This is a genomic window from Microbacterium sp. cx-55, assembly GCF_021117345.1.
GTDB lineage: Bacteria > Actinomycetota > Actinomycetes > Actinomycetales > Microbacteriaceae > Microbacterium.
Genome location: NZ_CP088261.1, coordinates 722,376 through 742,376, shown reverse-complemented (window position 1 = coordinate 742,376; position 20,001 = coordinate 722,376). Strand labels below are relative to the sequence as shown.

21 protein-coding genes and 1 tRNA gene are annotated in these 20,001 nt (G+C 69.0%); 11 read left to right on the top strand and 11 right to left on the bottom strand.

Features of this window, described 5'->3' with window-relative positions; genetic code table 11:
• The first annotated feature begins 2 nt into the window (after window positions 1-2).
• Window positions 3-75 (top strand) — tRNA-Met (locus tag LQ938_RS03530).
• Window positions 76-320: 245 nt separating this feature from the next.
• Here the strand turns inward: LQ938_RS03530 and LQ938_RS03525 are convergent.
• Window positions 321-1,424, bottom strand: a complete 1,104-nt coding sequence (locus LQ938_RS03525; RefSeq protein WP_223721790.1) for a helix-turn-helix domain-containing protein — start codon at window positions 1,422-1,424, stop codon at window positions 321-323.
• 303 nt (window positions 1,425-1,727) lie between these two features.
• Between LQ938_RS03525 and LQ938_RS03520 the strand changes: the two genes are divergently transcribed.
• From LQ938_RS03520 to LQ938_RS03505, 4 genes are all read left to right on the top strand, one after another.
• A complete protein-coding gene (locus LQ938_RS03520; RefSeq protein ID WP_223721789.1) occupies window positions 1,728-2,447 on the top strand; it encodes an alpha/beta hydrolase in 720 nt (239 codons plus the stop codon).
• Window positions 2,448-2,595: 148 nt separating this feature from the next.
• Entirely contained in the window at window positions 2,596-4,824 is a 2,229-nt protein-coding gene (locus LQ938_RS03515; protein ID WP_223721788.1) for a helix-turn-helix domain-containing protein, read from the top strand.
• 44 nt (window positions 4,825-4,868) lie between these two features.
• Window positions 4,869-5,096 carry an RNA-binding S4 domain-containing protein gene (locus tag LQ938_RS03510; RefSeq protein WP_223721787.1) on the top strand — a complete coding sequence of 76 codons (228 nt, stop codon included), beginning with the start codon at window positions 4,869-4,871 and terminating at the stop codon, window positions 5,094-5,096.
• A gap of 72 nt (window positions 5,097-5,168) precedes the next feature.
• Window positions 5,169-6,074, top strand: coding sequence for an esterase/lipase family protein (locus LQ938_RS03505; protein ID WP_223721786.1), 906 nt, complete (start codon window positions 5,169-5,171; stop codon window positions 6,072-6,074).
• Between the two features lie 56 nt (window positions 6,075-6,130).
• Here the strand turns inward: LQ938_RS03505 and LQ938_RS03500 are convergent, their stop codons facing one another.
• The 3 genes from LQ938_RS03500 to LQ938_RS03490 all read right to left on the bottom strand — a co-directional run bounded on the left by LQ938_RS03500 (window position 6,131) and on the right by LQ938_RS03490 (window position 7,515).
• Complete coding sequence (locus LQ938_RS03500) at window positions 6,131-6,562, bottom strand: Hsp20/alpha crystallin family protein (RefSeq protein WP_223721785.1); 432 nt, start codon at window positions 6,560-6,562, stop codon at window positions 6,131-6,133.
• Between the two features lie 95 nt (window positions 6,563-6,657).
• Window positions 6,658-7,005, bottom strand: coding sequence for a hypothetical protein (locus tag LQ938_RS03495; RefSeq protein ID WP_223721784.1), 348 nt, complete (start codon window positions 7,003-7,005; stop codon window positions 6,658-6,660).
• A gap of 90 nt (window positions 7,006-7,095) precedes the next feature.
• Window positions 7,096-7,515, bottom strand: coding sequence for a DUF7882 family protein (locus LQ938_RS03490; protein ID WP_231341352.1), 420 nt, complete (start codon window positions 7,513-7,515; stop codon window positions 7,096-7,098).
• Window positions 7,516-7,717: 202 nt separating this feature from the next.
• Here LQ938_RS03490 and LQ938_RS03485 point away from each other — a divergent pair, with 202 nt between their 5' ends.
• The 5 genes from LQ938_RS03485 (at window position 7,718) to LQ938_RS03465 (ending at window position 11,509) form a co-directional block, all read left to right on the top strand.
• Complete coding sequence (locus LQ938_RS03485) at window positions 7,718-8,599, top strand: manganese catalase family protein (protein WP_223721782.1); 882 nt, start codon at window positions 7,718-7,720, stop codon at window positions 8,597-8,599.
• A gap of 101 nt (window positions 8,600-8,700) precedes the next feature.
• Complete coding sequence (locus LQ938_RS03480) at window positions 8,701-9,396, top strand: hypothetical protein (protein WP_223721781.1); 696 nt, start codon at window positions 8,701-8,703, stop codon at window positions 9,394-9,396.
• Entirely contained in the window at window positions 9,374-9,787 is a 414-nt protein-coding gene (locus LQ938_RS03475) for a phage holin family protein (RefSeq protein ID WP_223721780.1), read from the top strand. Before LQ938_RS03480 ends, LQ938_RS03475 begins: the two co-directional genes overlap by 23 nt.
• Window positions 9,784-10,383 (top strand): DUF3618 domain-containing protein, encoded by a 600-nt coding sequence (locus LQ938_RS03470; RefSeq protein WP_223721779.1) that lies wholly within the window; start codon window positions 9,784-9,786, stop codon window positions 10,381-10,383. Before LQ938_RS03475 ends, LQ938_RS03470 begins: the two co-directional genes overlap by 4 nt.
• Before the next feature lie 61 nt (window positions 10,384-10,444).
• Window positions 10,445-11,509 (top strand): YihY/virulence factor BrkB family protein, encoded by a 1,065-nt coding sequence (locus LQ938_RS03465; RefSeq protein ID WP_223721778.1) that lies wholly within the window; start codon window positions 10,445-10,447, stop codon window positions 11,507-11,509.
• Window positions 11,510-11,565: 56 nt separating this feature from the next.
• Here LQ938_RS03465 and LQ938_RS03460 read toward each other — a convergent pair whose 3' ends face one another.
• From LQ938_RS03460 to LQ938_RS03450, 3 genes are all read right to left on the bottom strand, one after another.
• Window positions 11,566-12,132 (bottom strand): hypothetical protein, encoded by a 567-nt coding sequence (locus LQ938_RS03460; protein ID WP_223721777.1) that lies wholly within the window; start codon window positions 12,130-12,132, stop codon window positions 11,566-11,568.
• Window positions 12,133-12,141: 9 nt separating this feature from the next.
• Entirely contained in the window at window positions 12,142-13,284 is a 1,143-nt protein-coding gene (locus LQ938_RS03455) for a zinc-dependent alcohol dehydrogenase (protein WP_223721776.1), read from the bottom strand.
• A 128-nt stretch (window positions 13,285-13,412) separates the two neighbouring features.
• Window positions 13,413-14,426 (bottom strand): glycerophosphodiester phosphodiesterase family protein, encoded by a 1,014-nt coding sequence (locus LQ938_RS03450; RefSeq protein ID WP_223721775.1) that lies wholly within the window; start codon window positions 14,424-14,426, stop codon window positions 13,413-13,415.
• A 167-nt stretch (window positions 14,427-14,593) separates the two neighbouring features.
• Here LQ938_RS03450 and LQ938_RS03445 point away from each other — a divergent pair, with 167 nt between their 5' ends.
• The gene (locus LQ938_RS03445; RefSeq protein ID WP_223721774.1) at window positions 14,594-15,496 is read left to right on the top strand and encodes a Bax inhibitor-1/YccA family protein; all 903 of its coding nucleotides are present in this window, start codon (window positions 14,594-14,596) and stop codon (window positions 15,494-15,496) included.
• A 450-nt stretch (window positions 15,497-15,946) separates the two neighbouring features.
• Here the strand turns inward: LQ938_RS03445 and LQ938_RS03440 are convergent, their stop codons facing one another.
• From LQ938_RS03440 to LQ938_RS03425, 4 genes are all read right to left on the bottom strand, one after another.
• Window positions 15,947-17,335, bottom strand: a complete 1,389-nt coding sequence (locus tag LQ938_RS03440) for a glycosyltransferase (RefSeq protein WP_223721773.1) — start codon at window positions 17,333-17,335, stop codon at window positions 15,947-15,949.
• Window positions 17,332-17,781 carry a nitroreductase/quinone reductase family protein gene (locus LQ938_RS03435; protein ID WP_223721772.1) on the bottom strand — a complete coding sequence of 150 codons (450 nt, stop codon included), beginning with the start codon at window positions 17,779-17,781 and terminating at the stop codon, window positions 17,332-17,334. The genes LQ938_RS03440 and LQ938_RS03435 overlap by 4 nt, the downstream gene beginning before the upstream one ends.
• A gap of 97 nt (window positions 17,782-17,878) precedes the next feature.
• Window positions 17,879-19,459, bottom strand: coding sequence for a glutamine-hydrolyzing GMP synthase (guaA, locus tag LQ938_RS03430; RefSeq protein WP_223721771.1), 1,581 nt, complete (start codon window positions 19,457-19,459; stop codon window positions 17,879-17,881).
• Window positions 19,456-19,938, bottom strand: coding sequence for a DUF3817 domain-containing protein (locus LQ938_RS03425; protein ID WP_223721770.1), 483 nt, complete (start codon window positions 19,936-19,938; stop codon window positions 19,456-19,458). The genes guaA and LQ938_RS03425 overlap by 4 nt, the downstream gene beginning before the upstream one ends.
• Window positions 19,939-20,001 lie beyond the last annotated feature (63 nt).

The following is a 20,001-nucleotide window of genomic DNA, read 5'->3' as shown; positions in this document are numbered from 1 at the left end:
ATCGCGGCGATCCGGGTGGTCCCGGGCACCGGCTCATACCCGGAGGCGTTGCGGGTTCGACTCCCGCCGTCGCGTCTAGTCCTTGCCGGGCTCGGCGCTCCTGGGAGCCTGCTCGAGCAGAGCGGTGGATGATCCCGTCATGGCGGAGAAGTGCTGTTGAGCGCCGCTGTTGACCTCGACTGGACGCGTACGGGGGGAAGCGAGCGGCGTGGCGGTCCGTCTGAGGCATCCGTCGTCATTCCGATGTGATCAGACGCCCTCGACTCTCGGCAGTGAGCTTCACCTGCGGGAACGGCTGCCCGACCGCAGTCACGAACGCCTCACAGCCGACCGGTGGCCTCCCACATCCGGATCAACTTGAGCGCCAGGTGCAGAGTGCTGCGCTTCATGCCGTCGGCGAGCGCATCGCGGACGACCGGCGGCATCTTTTCGAGCCGGTAGTACAGGGTCGTCCGGTGGATGAAGAGGATCCCGCACGCGGTGACGACATTCCCGCTGACGTCGAGGTACGTCTCGATCGTGCGGCGCTGGTATTCGCTGCCCTCGAAGTAGAGGGCGTGCGCGGCGGGCGAGATCACCTTCAGCTGCGACGGCTCGGCCGCCGATGACGCCAGCAGCAGCCACCCGCCGAGCGCGCTGACGTCGACTCCGGGCTGGAACTCGTCGAACGTGGCCGACAGCTCCGCGGCGCAGGATGCCTCGTACGCTGCCTGCTCGAGGTCTTCCGCGCCCGCCGACGGAGACGCCGAGCCGATCCCGAGCACGCGGATGCCGTGACCGGCCGCCTCGGCGAGAATCGCGTCCTCGAGCGGCGCGGTGGTGGGCACGCTCACCAGGTAGAGCGTGCCTTTCCTCACTCCGAGGGACGCGAAGGGCAGGTGCCGGGACGTCGAGAGCCGACGACCCAGCGCCACCAGCATGACGGTGCTGACCGCCGCGTCCACGCGAACGGCGTGGATCCTCATGCCCGCCCCTCGACGAACCCAGCGTTGTTCGATCGCGACCGAGAGGGCCGCCCGGCGCGCTGTCGCATCGTCCGAGAGGAGGTCGCCGAGCACATCGTCGCGACCGGGCAACGCCGGGAGCGCGGGGTCGTCGAGCGCTGCCCGAACCAGGGAGGTCGCGGCATCCAGCGCGTCGAGGTGTCCGTGCGGCAGCGGCCCGCGGGCCCCGGTCAGCACGAGAACGTGAGCGAGGAGCCCCGCGCGACCGTGCACCGGCACGTCGAGCTCGATCTCGTCCTCTGCCGCGTGCAACGTACGCAGGCCGCGAGTCATCCTCGCGGACGAGTTGCTGCGGACGGTGACCGCGGGCTGCGTGGTGCGGATCATCACCGTGCGGTCCAGCAGCGACGACAACTCCTCGACCACATCCCGGAGCGAGGCGAGTGGATCCCCGTACTGCACGAGCGCAATACTCTTCATCACACACTCCCCTGTCGGACGAGTCGCGGGACGCGTCAGCGTGGTGGGCCGATGCGCGGGACCGCCGCCCGAGGGCGGAATGGTCTCCGAGTCCATTGCACTGCTGTTCGCTGGTGAGCGCCATGCAGAAAGCAGGCAGAAATGCTGCGTATCGCAGTTTCTGCATGGGCGCCGCGGGTGAGTCGCGCCGATACGAGCACGTCAACGGACGGGTGTCGAAACGTGCGCGACGACTGTCGCGTCGTGCGGCGCGGGCTCCGGCGTAGCTTCGGAGGGTTGCTCCGACCCTTCCGAGGCAGGCGAATGTCTTCTCGTGTCACCTATGTTCTCGTGCACGGCGCGTTCACCGATGCGTCGTGCTGGTGGCCGATCGCCCTGCGTCTTCTCGGAAGCGGATGCCGTGTGCTCGCGCCGCCGGTCTCGATGCGCAGCCTCGCGGACGACGGCGGGTACATCCGCCGAATCGCCCGCGGGGTCGAGGGGCCGGTCATCCTCGTCGGACACGACTACGGCGCCGCGGTCGTCGCCGTCGCCGGATCCGCGTCGAACGTGGCGGGCACGGTCTTCGTGAACGGCTACGTTCCCGACAGCGGCGAGAGCATCGCCGAACTCCGCGATCTGTTCCCCGCCGCCGAGGCCATTCCCCATCTGGTCGCCTCCCCCCTCTCCGACGGCCAGGAATGCACGGAGCTCAGTGTCGACATCGACAGGTTCCCTCTCCTCGTCGCGGAGGGCGTCTCAGATGATGAGGCGCAGGTGATGGCGGTCTCGCAGCGGCCGATCGCGGTCTCCGCTCTCACCGAGCGCGCAGCAGCTGTCGCGTGGCGGGGCCTGCCGACCTGGGGTGTCGTCTCCGCAGCGGACCGCGTCATCCATCCGGAACTGCAGCGCTTCGGATGCCGCCGGGCTCTGGCGCGACGCATTCTGGAGCTGGACGCACCGCACCTCGTCATGCACACGCATCCGGCGCCGATCGTCGACCTGTTGCTCGACGCCGCCACCGAGATCGAGTCGCGCGCCTGACGGATCGACGACCCGCAGCCCCCATCTCCGAGGCAGTTTTGCGGGGCTGCGCCGGATCTGGAAAGGTCATCCGTGGGACAGCCGACCCGCGCACGCCCACGAGGCCCTGACCGCATCGACGTCCCCCCGCGCAAGGAGACGAGACCGCGTGTCGCACCCGTTCGGAGAGTTGCTGCGCCGCCGTCGCCAACGCGCCGACCTCACGATCGAGGGTCTCGCGGAGCAATCCCGGGTGAGCGTGCGAACGATCAGCGACATCGAGCGAGGGATGAGCGCCGGCCCGCAGCGGCGTACCGTGATCGCGCTCGCCGACGGGCTGCACCTGGCCGACCAGGAGCGCACCGAGTTTCTGAGCGCGGCGCGGCCGGGTCGACGCGGCGCGGCCCTCGATCGTCCGCCGGTGTCCGTCCGTCCGCTCCGACTCCCGGATTTCAGCGGGCGCGAGGCGGAGATGAGCGTTCTGGCGTCGATCCTGTCGCCGCAGAGCACCCCTCCGACGCCCGTCGTCGTCACCGGCACGGCGGGCGTGGGCAAGACGACCGTGGCGCTCGAGGCGCTCCACCGCGCCATCCCGGGCGGCGCCGACATCCTGTTCGTCAACCTCCACACTCCCGACACGCTTCCGCTCTCCTCGCTCCAGGTGCTGCAGGCGCTCCTGCGTCAGATCGGCGTCGACGACGAACTCGACACGATCGACGACGCCGTCGCGGCCTGGCGGCGATCGAGCGCGAACAAGTCCTTCGCCGTCCTCCTCGACAACGTCACGAACGAAGCGCAGGTGCGACCCGTGCTGACCGCATCCGATGCGGTGCGCATCGTCCTGACCTCGCAGCGGTCTTTGACGGGACTCGAGGGCTGCCAGCGCGTCGTCCTCGGCTCCCTCGCCCGGCACGAGAGCATCGACTTCCTCGCCCGCACGATCCCGCCGTCGCAACAGTCATCCGGGGAGCTCGCTGAGCTCGCCGAGCTGTGTGCCGACCTCCCGCTGGCACTGCGGATCGCCGGCAACCGGATCTCGTCGCGTCCCGCGTGGACCGTGGAGGATTTCGCACGAAGGCTGCGCGTGGACGCCACGCGGCTCCGCCAGCTCGTCGCGGGAGATCTGCGCGTCGAGTCGACCTTCACCCTCTCCTACGAGGCGCTCACGGCACGGTCGAGACAGGTCTTCCGCAGCATCCCCCTCATCACCGGCGCCTCATTCCGCGCCGATATGGTCGCGTCCCTCCACCCGTTCGACGACGAGACGACGCGGGAAGTGCTCGATGAACTCACCGATCTCGCCCTGCTCGAGTCGTTGAGCGGTGACCGGTACCGGATTCACGATCTCCTTCGGATCTTCGCCGACCGCCGCCTGTCGGCCGAACAGGACTCGCGCGAGATCGATGCGCAGCGCACCCGGCTTCGGCAATGGACGCTGCAAATGACACGCGAGATGGCGCTGCGCACGGAAGAGACGGATGCTGCCGCGATGCCCGGAGAAGTCACGCTCGCCTCGGCGCGAGCGTGGTTGATCACGGAGGCAGACACCTGGCTCGAAGCACTGAAGGTCTCGGCAGCGACACCCGCGGAGTCGCAGGTCGCCGTCCTCGACACGGCGCGGGCGCTCACCCAATTCGCGGAGCGATGGCTCGGGTATCGACACTGGCGCACGGTCGCGCAGATCGGGGTGTCTGCTGCCGAGCACCTGGGCGATCAGGGGGCCCTGGCCTACCAGCTGCAGATGATGGCGGCGCTCGAGCTCGGACTGATCGACGGGGATGCGGATGTCGCCGAAGAGATCGCCCTTCGGGCGCGCTCGACGGCGGAGGCGGCAGGGGCAGGCACTGTCGCCACGTGGGCATTGATCTCGCTGGCCTGGAGCAGCGCCCGGCGCGGCGAGCTCGACTCGGCCCTGGCGCGTGCGCGACAGGCTCTCGCGGAGGCCCGAGAACAACGCTCTCCCGAAGCCCAAGTGCAGACCAGATACTGGATAGCCATCGCGATGATGCCGGATGATCCGGAGGGCGCGCTCGGCGAAGCCCTTGAGATGCGTCGGGTGCTGGACGAGCACGAGGCCGATTTCTCGATCCGGGAGTGGTACTCCTCGAACAGCGTGACGACGGCCATCGCGGTGAAAGCGCTTCTCCGCCTCGAGCGTTACTCCGACGCCAAAGACGTCGCGAATCGGATCATGGACGACGCATCGTTCTTTCCGCACGAACCGGACTTCCTCGCCCGGGCGTACCGTCACCGTGGGTTCGCGCATCTCGGCCTGCAGAAGCACGACGAAGCGCGGAGCGACCTTCAGCGAGCGCTCGAGCTCGTCCAGGAGCACGAACGCCCGGACTGGTGGGCGGCAGAGATCCAGGCGGCGATCGATTCGCTCGGCCCACGCTGACGCCTCACCGCGCGCGGACGACCGGTGTTCACTAGCATTCGAGGATGACGAATCCGACCCCGATCCGCGATGTGTCCGTCGGCGAAGACGGCATCCGCCTCGGACAGTTCGTGAAGTTCGCCGGTCTTCTCGACTCCGGTGGCGACGTCAAAGAAGCCATCGTCGACGGCGAGGTCCGCGTCAACGGCGACGTCGAGCGCCGCCGCGGACGACAGCTGAGGGTCGGCGATCTGGTCGTCTTCGACGGCCGCACGGTGCGGGTCTCGGCGTGACGCGGAGCACCCCGACCGGCCGAGTCGGATGCGGTGCGTTCGCGCCCTCATCGCGTCTGTCACAGTAGTCACGTGCACGCTGTCGTCCTCGTCTCCGGTGGCGCTGCCGTCACCCCGTTCACCACGCCGGATGCCGGCGCCCGAACCGGGTTGGCCGCGGGCAACACGATGACCGCGGTGCGCGCGCACCTCCTACGCGCCGGGCACGCCGTGTTCACCGCTCCCGCCCGCATCGGGCCGGGCACCGTCGCCGACGACACCGGCTGGCAGGGATTCTCCGATGTGCCGGCAGAACTCCCCGCCGCGATGACCATCAATGCCGCGGGAACGATCGCGGACGCCGGACACGCGCTGCATACCTTCCTCGCTCACCTGACCGCCACCTTCGATCTCGACCGGATCGACGTCGTCGCGCACTCGATGGGCGGCCTCTTCACGCGGGCCGCGCTCGGGCAGAGCCGGGCCGATCCCTCGGTCGCGCCGCTGAGCCGACTCGTCACCCTCGGCACGCCGTGGTCCGGGTCACTCCTCGGCGATGTCCTGGCGGGCGACATCCGCCTCGAAGACGCCCACGAGGATCCGGCGACGATCGCCATCCTGGAGCAATCGCGCGAATACGCCGACCGGGTGTCGCAGGGCGCCGCCGGCCAGGTCTCGCACGCATTCCTCGCGGGCGCCGACGGGTGGAACGACACCCAACGCGGGGCGCTCGACGACATCTCCGTGACGCTGATCGGCGGGTCGTTCTTCGCGTCCGCCGACCAACCGCCCACGCTCTGGCCGCACGACGGGCTGGTGGCACTGCGCAGCGCGTCGGCGCGGGAGGTCTCGGATGCGGTCCTCCCCCGCCGCACGATCCACGAGGTCGACGACGTGCACAGCATCTATCTCGCGGACCGATTTGGCCTGAGCTGGGACCGCGCACTCACCTGGGATCCGCGCGTCTTCGATCTCATCGACGGTGCGCTTCGCGCCTAGCCGATACGCGAGAAAGGCGCGGAACCGATCGGTCCGCGCCTTTCTCGTGTCGAGCCTCAGCTCGTCAGCGTCTTCTGCGTCTCGGATGCGGCCACGCTCTGCACCTCGATCTTGCGGGGCTTGGCGCGCTCGCTCACGGGGATGACGACGCTCAGCACGCCGTTGTCGTAGCTCGCCGAGATTCCGGCCGTGTCGACGCCTTCGCCGATGCTGAACTGGCGAAGATACGTGCCGGCCGGACGCTCCTGCACGAGCCACTTCGCGCCGTCGGCGCTGCCGGCCGTGCGCTGCGCGCGGATCGTGAGCAACTGGCCGTCGACATCGACGTCGACCGAGCCCGGGTCGATACCGGGAAGGTCGGCGGTCACGACGTACCGATCGGCGTCACGGTAGAGGTCGACGGGCATCGTGCGCGGACCCGGACGAGACTGCAGAAGCCCTGCGGCCAGTCGGTCGAGTTCGCTGAAAGGGTCAAAAGTCATAGCCATGATGAAAGATCTCCTTCCGGTCGTGTAGTTGAGTCCCCACGACTCAACTACGGATATGTTAGCAAGCTCGTCGCGCGGATGCCACCTCTCGGAGCTCAGACTCCGTACTCGGTCCACGCCTCCGGCTGGTCGGCGTCAGCGAGTTCCGCAGAGGGTGCCGCCGGGCCGTACATGCGCAATCGCGATGCTTCTCCCCGCAGGAAGGCGACCAACTCCTCATCGATCAGTTCGTCGTAGGTCGAGGCCTCCGCACTCGAGATCAACTGGCTCGACGGGCCGACCAAGAACTGCGAGCGCCCCCGCGATCCGTCGTCGTTGATCGTCGGAACGTCGACCGTCGCGGAGCCGCCCGTCTGGGCGAGAGCCTGCGCGTAGTCGAGCAACGCTCGCGCGATGTCCGTGCCCGTCGCACACGAGTCGCCCGCATAGTGAATCCTGTCCATTGGTCAGGTGTATCCCGTGCAATCGATTCTCGGCCGATCTTCCCTTCGGAGACCAGATCCGTTACGCGCGAGCAGCCGCGGCGGCCCTCCTCAGCCCCGGCTCGACGAGAGATCGAGCCGGGCGGCCGCCTGGAGCTCGGCCGTGACATAGGCCGGCTCCGACGAGCACGTCAAGCCGTTGGGGCTGTTCGCCTCGGTCATCAGCTCGTCGATCCATCGCATATCAATGGACGGAGCACGGCTCCCCAGAAACTGGAACGACACGGGTACCCCGGCGCTGATCCACACACTGCGCGTCCCGATGCCGTTCGGGTCGGGAACTTGGAGCATGAAGGGCTCCCCGCGCCGCAGCTTATTCATGAAGACCACCCGCAGGTGCGCCAGCGTCCGATCGTCGATGTCGAACGGGAACTCCCCCGAGTTGTACAACAACTTTCCCACTGATGAATCCCCCTCACTCGTATGGAAAATGCGCATTCCGAATGCCTCGGAGCCGCGCAGAGCGGCCACCGTAAAGCCGGGCTCCGCGCCTCACAAAGGGGGTTGACATTTCGCCGTGTGCGCGCTCCCACGACCTATCCCACGCGCGCGCACTCGGCCGCGGAGGCTACTCCTTCCGACGCCATCCCACCAGTGCATAAACGCCTTTCCGGGCGGCCGTAACGTCGCCATCCCACGACCCGCACGGGTCCCGTCGAACCGAAGGGTTTTCATGTTCTTCCACAAGCAGGAACTCCAGTTCCAGGCGTCGCCGAGCAAACCCGACGCGATCCTCGCGCGGCGGATGCAGGAGCTGCTGGGGGGCCAGTACGGCGAGATCTCGGTGGCCATGCAGTACGGCTTCCAGGCCTGGAACTCGCACGTGCCCGGCAAATACCGCGACGTCCTCTACGGCATCGGCGCCGAAGAATTCGGCCACGTCGAGATGCTCGCGATCATGATCGCGCAGCTTCTCGAGAAGGCGCCGGTCGAACAGTCCGAAGCCGCCGCGGCGGCCGACCCCGTACTCGGTGCGGTCATCGGCGGGATGGACGTGCAGGCAGCGATCGTCGCGGGAGCGGGCGTTCGTCCCGTCGACAGCAACGGCAACCCGTGGCAGGGTTCCTATGTCACCGCGAGCGGCAATCTGCTCGCCGACTTCACCGCCAACGTGAACGCCGAGATGCAGGGACGCATCCAGGCCGCGCGGGTCTACAACATGACCGACGACCACGGCGTGCGCGACCTGCTCTCCTTCCTGATCGCTCGCGACACGATGCATCAGAACCAGTGGACGCGCGCCGTCCAGGAGCTTCGCGAGGAAGGTGTGGAAGACCTGCCCGTACCGAGCAACTTCCCGATCTCGCAGGAGAACCGCGATGTGAGCTACCAGTACATCAACTTCTCCGACGGGCAGGCGGCCGCCGAGGGGTCCTGGGCCTCCGGGCCGACGCCCGACGGCAAGGGGGAATTCACCTACCTCGCCGGCCCCGACTCCAGCGTGCCGATGCCGCCGCCCACCCAGCCCGACCCGCGGTTCTTCGGCACCGACCCGAAGCCGAACATCGTCGACAAGGCGGCCGGCGTCATCAAGGACACGTTCAGCACCAAGTAGGCCCCGCGCCTCGCGGCGCGGGTGTCCTGTGCGAGAACAGGATCCGTGCCGCACTCCACCCCCTCCCCCGATCCTCCGGATCGGTGATCGAAAGGAACACAATGTCGAACATCTACGGCGAAGGGTTGAGCGCTGCGCCGACCGCACAATCGTCCACCCCCTCGGGCACCGTCGACACGGCGAAGCACGAAGCATCCGAACTCACGGACACCGCCGTGCACGAGGCCGGGAACGTCGTCGAGACGAGCAAGAGCGAAGTCTCCACGGTCGCTCACGAGGCCGTCACGCAGGTCAAGGACCTGTACTCGCAGACGCAGCGGCAGCTGGCGGACCAAGCGGCAACGCAGCAGGAGCGCATCGCGTCGGGACTGCATACCGTGGGCGACGAGCTTTCGTCTCTGGCGGATGGCGCCGAGTCTCCGGGCATCGGCGCAGACCTCGTCCGCCAGGCCTCCGACCGGGTCTCGAACGTGGCGACGTGGATCGGCGACCGCGATCCCGCGGCCCTGCTCGAGGAAGTGAAGTCCTACGCCCGCCGCAAGCCCGGGATGTTCATCGGCATCGCCGCCGTCACCGGACTCGTCGTCGGTCGTCTCGTGCGCGCCCTCGGCGAGAACGCCAAGGACGAGCACGCCGCGGCATCCGAGACGGCGAGCGCCGCACCCGCACCCGCACCCGCTGCTGCTCCCGCTCCCGCTCCGCTGGACGCGACGCCCGTCTACGACCAGTCGCGCGCGGCATGGGCGGAATCCACCCCGACAGGAGGCCCTCGCGATGACCGATCCGACACCCTCTGAGCAGCAGGCCGCGACGACCTCGCTCGGCGATCTGCTGGGCGAGGTGACCCGCGACCTCTCGACGCTCATGCGTCAGGAGATCGCGCTGGCGAAGGCCGAGCTCTCCGAGTCGGCTCGTCACGCGTCCAAGGGCGCCGGTCTCCTCGGAGCGGGCGGGTACGCCGGCCTCATGGCGATCTACTTCGTCTCAATGGCGCTGTGGTGGGGCCTCGGCTTCCTGACGGGTCTCGTCTGGTCCGCGATCATCGTCGCCGTCATCTGGGCGATCATCGCCGCCATTCTGCTCCGCAGCGGCCGCAAGAACATGAAGAACGTCGAGGGAGCACCGCTGACCGTGGACACGCTCAAAGAGATCCCCGACGCCATCAAGAGAAATGAGGAGAACCGATGAGCGATTCACCCGAAGCCATCCGCGCTGAGATCGAAAGCACCCGCCGCGATCTCGGACAGAACGTCGACGCCCTCGCCGACAAAGTCACCCCGTCGAAGATCGTGCACCGCCAGACCGACAAGATGCGGGGCGCGCTGGGTTCGGTGCGCGACCGGGTCATGGGTGTCGCCGACGACGCCGGCTCGTCGATCCACGACGCCGGTTCCTCGTTCGCGGACTCCGGAGCATCCGCCCTCGCCGGCGTCTCCGGCGCCGGGCACCGCGCGGCCGCCAAAGCCAGCGGCAACCCGCTGGCCGTCGGCCTCATCGCCCTCGGCGCGGGCCTCCTCCTCTCCTCGCTGATTCCGGCGTCGAGCAAGGAGAAGGACCTCGCGGCAACCGTGAAGGACCAGGCCCAGCCGCTCCTCGACGAGGCATCGAGCGTCGCGAAAGACGTCGGCGAGCAGCTGAAGGAACCGGCGCAGGATGCGGCGGCCGCCGTGAAGGACAGCGCGACCGAAGCCGTCTCGAACGTAAAGGACGCCGCCACCGGCGCCGCCGCGACGGTTGGCGACCGCGCGCGCGACGCCCGCGAGAACGTCACCGCCCCGCAGTGATCACCGAACGGGGGCGGTGCGGCCGGTGCCGCATCGCCTCCGTTCTTCTTTGAGGAGAACCGTGAACGACAGCAGTACCCCGTCTCGCGCGCAGAGCACCGCCGCATCCGCCGAGGCCCGGAAGCCGGACTCGCCCGATGACCTCACCGGGCGATCCTGGAAGTACGTTCTGCGCAAGACCGTCCGAGAGTTCATGACGGACCAGTGCCCCGACATCGCCGCCGCGCTCACCTATTTCGGCGTCCTCGCCCTCTTCCCGGGACTGCTCGCGGTGTTCTCGCTGCTCGGCGTCGTCGGGCAGAGCGAGAGCACCGCCGAGACGGTCCTCGGGATCGTCGACGAGGTCGCCCCCGGGATGGCGGAGAGCCTCCGGGCGCCGATCGAGGAGCTCTCCTCGTCACCGAGTGCGGGGTTCGCCCTCGTCCTGGGGATCGTGCTGGCCATCTGGACGGCCTCGGGGTACGTCAGTGCGTTCAGTCGGGCGATGAATCGCATCTACGAGATCGACGAGGGGCGACCGGTCTGGAAGCTGAAGCCCGTCCAGCTGTTGCTCACCGTGATCGCGGTCGCACTGGTGACCCTCGCCGCCCTCATCCTGGTCGTCTCCGGCCCGATCGCGGAAGCCGTCGGATCGTCGCTCGGGCTGGGCGAGGCGGCGCTGACGATCTGGAGTATCGCGAAGTGGCCGGTGTTGGTGGCGATCGTCGTGCCGATCCTCGCCATCCTCTATTACGGCGCTCCCAATGCGAAGCAGCCGAAATTCCGCTGGATCAGCCTCGGCGCGGTGTTCGCCCTCGTCATCCTCGCGGTCGCGACGCTCGGCTTCGGGATCTACGTCGCGAATTTCTCCCACTACGACCGCACCTACGGGTCGCTCGCGGGCGTCATCATCTTCCTGCTGTGGCTCTGGATCGCGAACCTCGCCATCCTGTTCGGGGCGGAGTTCGACGCCGAGCTGGAACGCGGTCGGCAGCTCCAGGCTGGCATTGCCGCCGAGGAGCAGATCCAGCTGCCACCGCGCGACACCCGCAAGATCGAGAAGACGCAGGAGAAAGAGCGGGCGGATGTGGCCGAGGGACGCCGCATCCGGCACCTGAACCCGCCCGCGGGCGGTTCGGACCGCTGAAGATCACCGCACCCGCTGAGCGCCCCCGTCCGCGACGGACGGGGCGCTCAGCGGGGTCAGCGTCGGCGGAGGCGCGCCGCGATGCTCCAGAGCCCTGCCGCGGCGAGCACCCAGGGCCCCGCGACCAGGAGCGGGTCCATCCAGGTGTGCCGCGCGTCGACCCGCCCGCGGCCGTACCGCGACGACAGCGGGCGGGAGCGCCGCTCGGCGAGGATGCCGGTCTCGGTGATCGGGTTGTCGGGGCGGAGCGTGAACAGCGACCGCGCGTGGGCTCCGGCCGCCTCCACCCGATCCGCTGCGATGAGCAGGAGCCAGTGCCGAGCCCGACCCTCGCTGAACCGCGCGTAGGCGGAGCGGCGGATGGCACCGGACAGCCCGTGAAGGGGCTGCGCCGTGCCGTACACGGGGGTGAGCATCGCGTGCTCGATCGAGCGCTCCCGACCGGGATCGTCCGGCTGCCGTTCCGGCTCGTCCCAATGAGCACCGGTCGGCGGAAGATCGAAACGTTCCTGCGGGAACGACGGCCGGTCGGCCGTGTCGAGATCGACTCCCCACCCCGGGATGCGGGCACGGAGCTTCTCGACGGACGGACCGGGGTTCGGGTTCTCTGCGGTGTAAGGCATGGCTTCTCCTCAGGAGACGACGATGACGGGCTTGATGCAGTCGTCGAGTTTCGACGAGAACACGTGATAGGCCTCGGCGATGTCCTCGAGCGGGATGCGGTGGGTGATGAGGTCGCTCGGTCGCACGAGGCTGGCCTGGATGTGCTCGAAGAGCCGCGGCCACTGCCTCTTCACCGGCGCCTGGTTGGCGTGCAGGGTGAGACCCTTGTTGACGACGTCGCCGAACTTCACCGCCGCGTGGATCGGCCCGTACGCACCCATGACCGACACGGTGCCGCCCTTGCGGACCGAGTCGATGGCCCAGTTCAGCGCGACCGGCGATCCGCCCTGCAGCTTCAGCTTGGCGCCCGTCACATGCTGCAGCAGGCTGCCGTCGGCCTCCGCTCCGACGGCATCGATCGCGACATCGGCGCCGAGATACTCGGTCGCCTGTTTCAGGGCGACGACGATGTCCTTGTGCTCGGAGATCGAGAGCGTCTCCGCGTAGGCGAATTCGCGCGCCTTCGCCAGGCGGTAGTCGAGGTGATCGACGACGATCACGCGGCCGGCTCCCATGAACCACGCCGAGCGCGCAGCCGACAGGCCCACCGGCCCGGCGCCGAAGACCACGACTGTGTCACCCTGCACGATGTCGCCCAGCTGGGCGCCGAAGTATCCGGTGGCGAACGCATCCGTCAACATCAACGCGTCCTCATCGGCGAGCCACTCCGGGATGACGGTGGGTCCGACGTCGGCGAACGGCACCCGCACCCGTTCGGCCTGCCCGCCGTCGTACCCGCCGGTCGTGTGCGAGTAGCCGTAGATGCCGCCGACGGCCGTCGCGTTCGGGTTCACGTTGTGGCAATTCGAGTACAGTCCCCGAGCGCAGAAGTAGCAGGAACCGCAGAAGATGTTGAAGGGAACCATCACCTTGTCGCCGCGCTGCAGGTTCTGCACCGATGAGCCGACCTCTTCGACGACGCCGATGATCTCGTGCCCGAACGTGTGCCCGATCCGGGTGTCCGGCATCATCCCGTGATACAGGTGCAGGTCGGATCCGCAGATCGCCGCACGGGTGACGCGCACGATCGCGTCGTTCGGGTGCTCGATCCGGGGATCGGGCTTCTCTTCCACGCGCACCTTGTACGGCCCGCGGTAGGTCATCGCTTTCATGAGCACTCCCGTCTCTCGATGCCCCAGTGTGGTCAGGGCATGAGCGCGACATCCGGGCTTGCCAGAGCCACGCGGGTGTGCGACACGCGTCGGTGCCGGTGCGAGTCAGGTCGAGCGGGGTCCGGTCGTCACGCGCGCGGCGGAACCGGCACGGACGCGCCGAAGAACGCGACACCGAGGTCGGCGTGATCGACGAACACGCCGTCGAGTGCGGCCGCGCGGAGGATCTCCCACTCGCCCTCGTAGTCGCCGAACTGCGCGGGCTCCGAGCCGACGCGGAACTGCCGCGCGAGGAATCGGTTCTCCGGCCGGCAGGTCCACGTGAACACCTGCAGGCCGCGTGCCTTCGCCTCGGCGACGACGGCGGCAGGTCCGGTGATCCGGCCGAGCTTATTGGGCGCCAGGATCATCTTCTTATCGAGGCTGATGCCGTCCACCCGGTCGATCAGGAGATCGAGTCCGGCGGGAGAGACCATGTCCCGGTAGCTCGGCGCCGCGGCGCCCTGCGTGAGCAGGAGGTCGATCGGGGCGCCCTCGGCTTCGACGAGCTGGATGTAGGTGCCTGCGAGACCGTGCCCCCGCAGTTGCGCGAGCACGGTGGGCTCGAATGATTCGATGATCAGCGGGGCGTCCGCATCCGCCCATCCGGATGCGGCGAGCTCGCTCAGAATCATCGGCACGAGGTCGAGGCCGATCGCGGCGAAGTACGCGGCGTGCTTGATCTCGAGCACCATGGCGACCGGGCGCCCGGCCGAGGCGAGGATGCCGAGCAGGTCGGTCAGGCGGAGGATCGGATCCTCGTCGTCGTGGGCGGCGCTCGCGCGGCGGATGTTCGGGAGACGTTCGCGGCACCGCAGCGTCGAGAGCTCGGCCCAGGTGAAGTCTTCGGTGAACCACCCGGTCAGCGAGTGACCCGCGAAGTCCTTCGTGCGGTGCAGGTGCGCGAACTCGGGGTGGTCGGCCACATCCGTCGTGCCGGAGATCTCGTTCTCGTGCCGGATGACGAGCACGCCGTCCTTCGTCGGCACGATGTCGGGTTCGACCGCGTCGACACCGCTCGCGATCGCGAGTTCGTAGGACGAACGGGAATGCTCGGGCAGATAGCCGGGAGCGCCGCGGTGGCCGATCACGAGGGGAGACATCGCGTTCAGGCTACCGGGCGGGGGTCGCGCTCACCCTCGATCCGGCCGGGCACATCGGCGGCTCAAAGTCCACTCACAGGTCTCGGCTCGTCTCCCCCGTAATTACTCGGATATCGTGGGTTAACGGCACCGTGCCGTCACCCGATACCTGGAGTGTGATCGAGCCGATGGCTTCATCCAACCCCGCGTTCAACAATCCCGCGTTCCGTGACGAACGCGCGGTGCGTTCCTACCCCGGCGGCGCACGCGACGCGAGCCTCGTGCCGCCGCCCGCGTCGCAGTCCGCCGACCTGGCCGCGCACGCTCAGCTGGAAGGCGCCCTCGCCGGCCCGCCCGCCGGTGCGATCGAGACCGGTCGCATGACCGTCGAAGACACCGTCCACAAGACGCTCGCCCTGTTCGGCGTGCTCGTCGTCGGTGCGGTCGCCGGCTGGATGTGGACGATGGCCGGCGTCACCGCCGCCAACCCGCGCCCGTCGATCGCCCCGATGCTGATCGGTGCGCTCGTCGGCTTCGTGCTCTCGATGGTCGTCATCTTCACCTCGCGCAAGAAGATCCGCCCCGCGCTGATCTTCGCGTACGCCGCGTTCGAAGGACTCTTCGTCGGCGGAATCTCGGCGTTCTTCGAGTTCCTCTACCCCGGCATCGTCGTTCAGGCGACGCTCGCGACGCTCGCCGTCGTGGGTGTGACCCTGGCCCTGTTCGCCAGCGGCAAGGTGCGTGCCTCCAAGCGCGCCACCAAGGTCTTCATGATCGCGATGGTCGGCTACCTGGTGTTCAGCCTGCTGAACGTCGGGCTGATGCTCTTCAACGTGCCGCTCGCCGGTGGCGCGTTTGGTCTCCGCTCGATGGAGATCGCGGGTATTCCGCTCGGACTGATCATCGGTGTCCTCGTGGTGATCATGGCGGCGTACTCGCTGGTGCTCGACTTCGACTCGATCCAGCAGGGTGTGCGCAACGGAGCCCCGCGTCAGTACGGCTGGCTCGGCGGCTTCGGGATCATGGTCACGGTCGTCTGGCTGTACCTCGAGATCCTGCGCATCCTCGCCATCCTGCGCGGCAACAACTAGCCGCACGTTCGCACAGAAGGGGTCGCCGCGAGGCGGCCCCTTCGTCGTTCCCGCCGTCCTGCTTGCGCGTGCGGTCCCCCGCGTCGTCCGCGTCGCTCGTGCTCGCCCGCGTCGTCCGCGTCGTCCGCGTCGCTCGTTCTCGCCCGCGTCGCTCGTGCTCGCCCGCGTCGTCAACGCTCACGTGTCGCAATACGCTGCCCTCACCGACCGATTGCGCCACGCGAGCAGCCCTACCCTGCGCTCACGTGTCGCAATACGCGCCACGGAGCGACAGATTGCGACACGTGAGCACGGAGGCTGAGCGCCCTCGCGGGGGCGGGGGCGGGGGCGGCGCGAGGGCGGGGCGGCGCGAGGGCGGGGCGGCGCGAGGGCGGGCGGGCGAGAGCACGCGCGGGCGGAGCGAGGGCGGCGCGGCGCGAGCACGCGAGGGCTTCCGCGGGCGGGCGCGGGTCAGCGCAGGGCGTGACGGATGCCGGCGGCCAGCGCCGCGGCGGCGGCCTCCGGCGCGAAGCGGTGCGCGACCTCGAGCGCCTCGGCCGCCATCCGGTCACGCCCAGGACGATCGGTCAGCATCCGGATCATCGCCTCGGCGAGCCCGGTGATGTCACCCCGGCCACCGGGGTCGGGGACGAGGATGCCGGCGCCGTGCTCCAGCTGATCCTGCGGCCCGTACGGCACGTCGTAAGCGATCACCGGGCAGCCGCGGCTCATCGCCTCGAGCGTCGAGAGCCCCTGCCCCTCGTAAGCGGACGACTGCACAATTGCGACGGCGCCATCGAACACGACCGGCCCCGCGTCGTTCCGCCCGCGGAGCACGACGGATGCGGTGAGCCCGAGTTCCTCGATGAGGCGTTGCAGGTCGTCCCGCAACACTCCGTCGCCCCAGATCTCGAGCGTCGCCGCGGGCACGACGGAATGCACGCTCTGCCACGCGCGGATCGCGTGATCGACGCGCTTGACCGGGGCGAGCCGGTTCAGCATCACGATACGGTTCCCGGCGACGGGCGCCGGCTCCGCCAGAACGCGCGGGGCGGCGTTCGCCGCGACGAGGTACCCGGAGTGCGCGCCGAAGCGCTGCTCGACATCGCGCTTCTGCTGGGGCGTGGGCCAGAGCACCGCGTCGAACTCACCGGCGACGGCGAACCAGCGTTCCCAGAGCGGGTTGACCGGCGCGTCCGGCGTGTAGGGCGGCAGCACGTGCGCGATATGGATGGTGTGCGCGAGGCGAACGCCCTCCGGCCGCCAGCGCGCGAGCAGCTCACCGAGCTGGCGCGACTCGCAGATGAGGACGACGGGCTTATCCTCCCGGGCACGGAGCGACGCGACCAGCTCGTCGAGCCACGCGCGGTACAGCTCCCCGAAGCCGTCGACGACGCCGACCACGGAACCGTCCGCTCCGCGCACCCCCACGGGCGCCGCCGACGTGTGCCAGTCAGGGTCCTCGGCGATCACCGGAAGATCGACGACGGGACGGCCCATCGCATCCGTGACCTGCCGGTACTCGAGCGACTCATCGACGGACCCGGCGTGCGCCGCGCGGCGCAGCCAGTCCGCAGCACCGCCGTCGACCCCCGACGACGCCTCATCGAATAGGTTCCGCATCGCATCGGCGCGCGCGATGGCGCCACGACGCGCGAACTCCTCGCGGTGGGCGGCGTGGTTCTCCGGCCGGCCGGGATCCAGCGTCAGAAGGAGCGGCTCACGCCCGGCGTCGGCCAGCTGCCGAGCGCGCGCCAGCGTCGCCACGGTGAAGCCGCCGTCGAGATCGGGGATCAGTCGACTCGCGAGTATGAGGTACCAGGCGTCGGGGAACTCGACACCTCCGCCGGGCGCGCTCACGATCCGGCGCGTTCGATCCGGAACACCGGGAAGCCCGGCGCGATCTCCGACAGACGCTCATCCGGCGAGTTCGCGTCGACGCCCTCGAAAAAGCGTCCGACCTCCCAGGCCCACGCCTTCAGGTAGGCGCGCAGGATCGGCGGCTTGTCGACATCCGCCACCTCGACCGCACGGAATGCCACCGCCCGCCGTCCGGCGCGCAGCTCGCCACCTCCGGAGACACGGATGTTGCGCACCCACTGCGCATGCCCGCGGGGTGCGACGAGGTACTCCGCACCGCCGACGCGCAAAGGATTCACCGGGGTCGTGCGCCATTCGCCGCTGGAACGCCCTCGTACCGCCAGCACGCGGCTCCCCGCGAGAGGCAACCCGATGCGGGTCGAGAACCCGACGACGGCGTTGAACGCCGCGTCGACCCGCGTGGGACGGATGAACCGTGCGCTCATCGGCGCGCTCCGGCGCACGACGAACGTCCGCTCACGCAGAGCAGCACCCGGCGGGGTGCGCCCGGTGCCGAGCCCCGCCCGAAGGCGGGAGGGAGGGTCACTCCCACTCGATGGTCCCCGGCGGCTTCGACGTGACGTCGAGCACCACGCGGTTGACGTCGCGGACCTCGTTCGTGATGCGGTTCGAGATTTTGGAGAGCACGTCGTAGGGCAGACGCGTCCAGTCGGCGGTCATGGCGTCTTCGCTGGAGACGGGACGCAGCACGATCGGGTGACCGTAGGTGCGGCCGTCGCCCTGCACGCCCACCGAGCGGACGTCCGCCAGCAGCACCACCGGGCACTGCCAGATCTCGTTGTCGAGGCCGGCCTTGGTCAGTTCGGCCCGGGCGATGGCATCGGCCTCACGCAGAATCTCGAGGCGGTCAGCGGTGACCTCACCGACGATCCGGATGCCGAGGCCGGGCCCCGGAAACGGCTGACGGCCGACGATCTCCTCCGGCAGGCCGAGTTCGCGCCCGATCGCGCGGACCTCGTCCTTGAACAGGGTGCGCAGCGGCTCGACGAGCTCGAACTGCAGGTCTTCGGGAAGCCCGCCCACGTTGTGGTGGCTCTTGATGTTCGCCGTGCCCGTGCCGCCGCCCGACTCCACCACATCCGGATACAGCGTGCCCTGCACGAGGAAGCGGATGGGTTCTCCGTCGGCCGCCGCCTCGGCGACGAGCTCGCGCTCCGCGGCCTCGAACGAGCGAATGAACTCCCGCCCGATGATCTTGCGCTTCTGCTCGGGATCGCTGACACCCGCAAGCGCCGTCAGGAACTGCTCGCGCGCGTCGATCGTGATCAGGCGCACGCCGGTCGAGGCGACGTAGTCGTTCTCGACCTGCTCGCGCTCGCCCTTCCGCAGTAGACCGTGGTCGACGAAGATCGCGGTGAGCTGGTCGCCCACGGCCTCGTGCACGAGCGCCGTCGAGACCGCGGAGTCCACGCCGCCGGAGAGGGCGGAGATGACACGAGCGCTACCGACCTGCGCCCGGATGCGTTCGACCTGCTCGGCGATCACGTTGCCGCTGTTCCAGTCGGCGGGCAGGCCGGCGGCCCTGTGCAGGAAGTTCTCCAGCAGCGACTGGCCATAGTCCGAGTGCTTGACCTCGGGGTGCCACTGCACGCCGTAGAAGCCGCGCGCGTCGTTCGCGAACGCGGCAACTGCCGTCGCGCCGGTGCGAGCGAGCACGTCGAAGCCCTCGGGCGCGCGCGAGACCTGATCGCCGTGACTCATCCACACGTTCTGCTCGACCGGCTGACCCTGCATGAGGGTTCCCTCGGTGAGGATCGTGGCGTCGGTCGCCCCGTATTCGCGCAAGCCCGTGTTGGCCACGTCGCCGCCGAGGGCGCGGGCCATGACCTGGAAGCCGTAGCAGATGCCGAGGGTCGGAACTCCGAGCTCGAAGACGCCGCCGTCGAGGTTCGGAGCACCCTCTTCGTACACCGACGAGGGCCCACCGGAGAGGATGATGCCGACCGGGTTCTTCGCCGCGATCTCGGCGGCCGACGCGGTGTGCGGCACGATCTCGCTGTAGACGCCCGCTTCGCGGACGCGGCGCGCGATCAACTGGGCGTACTGCGCCCCGAAGTCGACGACCAGGACGGGACGCTGGGAAGTTTCGGTCTGCTCGGTCACCGGGGACTCTCTGTAGCGGCGGCGGATGCGGGAACGGCCTCGGCCGCTTCGCGGACGGCGAGGTAGTGCTTCACGTCACGGGCGACGAACCACTCCATGACGAAGGACAGGAAGGGAACGACACCGCCGGCGGCGAGCAGCAGGAAACGCCAGAACGGCCAGCGCATCAGGCTCCACACGCGGAAGCAGGCGAACAGGTACACGACATAGAACCAGCCGTGGATGATGAGGATCGCGAGCGACAGGTTGACCCCGTCGCCGGTCGACACGAGCTCGCCTTCGGGACCGGCGATGACCGGAGCGAGCCACAGGGCCCCGCCCGATCCTCCGGCGAAGACCTCGACCGCGAGCGGCGTGTACTTCAGGATCATCTCGGTGACCAGCAGGAGCAGTCCGACGCCCGTGATGATCGAGCAGATCTGATAGAACCGCAGCGCCCCGCGGATCGCCGGGAAGGTGGCGAGTTTCGGCTGAGGCATGGAGTCCATCCTACCCGCGGCGGTTCGCCGCATCCGCCCCGCCCGCGCCACCCCGGAGAGGGT

Coding starts and splice junctions, on each gene's coding strand:
- LQ938_RS03525 (WP_223721790.1), bottom strand. CDS start 1,424: ATGAAGAGTATTGCGCTCGTGCAGTACGGGGATCCACTCGCCTCGCTC.
- LQ938_RS03520 (WP_223721789.1), top strand. CDS start 1,728: ATGTCTTCTCGTGTCACCTATGTTCTCGTGCACGGCGCGTTCACCGAT.
- LQ938_RS03510 (WP_223721787.1), top strand. CDS start 4,869: ATGACGAATCCGACCCCGATCCGCGATGTGTCCGTCGGCGAAGACGGC.
- LQ938_RS03500 (WP_223721785.1), bottom strand. CDS start 6,562: ATGGCTATGACTTTTGACCCTTTCAGCGAACTCGACCGACTGGCCGCA.
- LQ938_RS03495 (WP_223721784.1), bottom strand. CDS start 7,005: ATGGACAGGATTCACTATGCGGGCGACTCGTGTGCGACGGGCACGGAC.
- LQ938_RS03485 (WP_223721782.1), top strand. CDS start 7,718: ATGTTCTTCCACAAGCAGGAACTCCAGTTCCAGGCGTCGCCGAGCAAA.
- LQ938_RS03480 (WP_223721781.1), top strand. CDS start 8,701: ATGTCGAACATCTACGGCGAAGGGTTGAGCGCTGCGCCGACCGCACAA.
- LQ938_RS03475 (WP_223721780.1), top strand. CDS start 9,374: ATGACCGATCCGACACCCTCTGAGCAGCAGGCCGCGACGACCTCGCTC.
- LQ938_RS03470 (WP_223721779.1), top strand. CDS start 9,784: ATGAGCGATTCACCCGAAGCCATCCGCGCTGAGATCGAAAGCACCCGC.
- LQ938_RS03460 (WP_223721777.1), bottom strand. CDS start 12,132: ATGCCTTACACCGCAGAGAACCCGAACCCCGGTCCGTCCGTCGAGAAG.
- LQ938_RS03455 (WP_223721776.1), bottom strand. CDS start 13,284: ATGAAAGCGATGACCTACCGCGGGCCGTACAAGGTGCGCGTGGAAGAG.
- LQ938_RS03450 (WP_223721775.1), bottom strand. CDS start 14,426: ATGTCTCCCCTCGTGATCGGCCACCGCGGCGCTCCCGGCTATCTGCCC.
- LQ938_RS03445 (WP_223721774.1), top strand. CDS start 14,594: ATGGCTTCATCCAACCCCGCGTTCAACAATCCCGCGTTCCGTGACGAA.
- LQ938_RS03435 (WP_223721772.1), bottom strand. CDS start 17,781: ATGAGCGCACGGTTCATCCGTCCCACGCGGGTCGACGCGGCGTTCAAC.
- LQ938_RS03425 (WP_223721770.1), bottom strand. CDS start 19,938: ATGCCTCAGCCGAAACTCGCCACCTTCCCGGCGATCCGCGGGGCGCTG.